The organism is Parendozoicomonas haliclonae (assembly GCF_900174585.1).
Classification (GTDB): domain Bacteria; phylum Pseudomonadota; class Gammaproteobacteria; order Pseudomonadales; family Endozoicomonadaceae; genus Sansalvadorimonas; species Sansalvadorimonas haliclonae.
The window spans coordinates 1-434 of the sequence record NZ_FWPT01000063.1 but is presented as its reverse complement, the minus strand read 5'-3'; the positions used below and the strand labels follow the sequence as shown (position 1 = coordinate 434).

The following is a 434-nucleotide window of genomic DNA, read 5'->3' as shown; positions in this document are numbered from 1 at the left end:
CTATCGAACTGTCTGTCAAAGTGGATAACCATAACGCTACAAATGGCGGGGCGCAAATGGGGGTCAGGCGGTAGTGTTGATGTTTTATGCTGCAAATTTTTATCAGGTTAGTTTTTTATTTTGAAGGGGCTACCGGTACGCGAGGAGACCGGTAGCGCCACGATTAGCGGCGGCCCGCCCAGACGACCATCACCGTATCGTCGCCGTACTGGCGTACAAAACCGTACCCATGTTTTAGCGTCAACGTGGTTTGTTGGCCTGCGCCGATGGCGGGATGTCTGGCGCGGAACTGGCTAATACGCTGCCAGTGCGCGACGGCTGCGGCTGACTTTACGCTCACGTCCTGCCAGTTCATATCTGAACGGGTGCCTTGCAGCGGGTCGGAGCCGGTGGGGCCGAAGGGACGAGCGGATTCATCGCCGTAAAAGATCTGC

Annotated in this window: 1 pseudogene; it reads right to left on the bottom strand. The window is 56.5% G+C overall.

Annotated elements, in window-relative coordinates:
- Positions 1–163: 163 nt before the first annotated feature.
- Positions 164–434: pseudogene (locus tag EHSB41UT_RS24260) on the bottom strand (alpha-amylase); the annotation flags it as partial.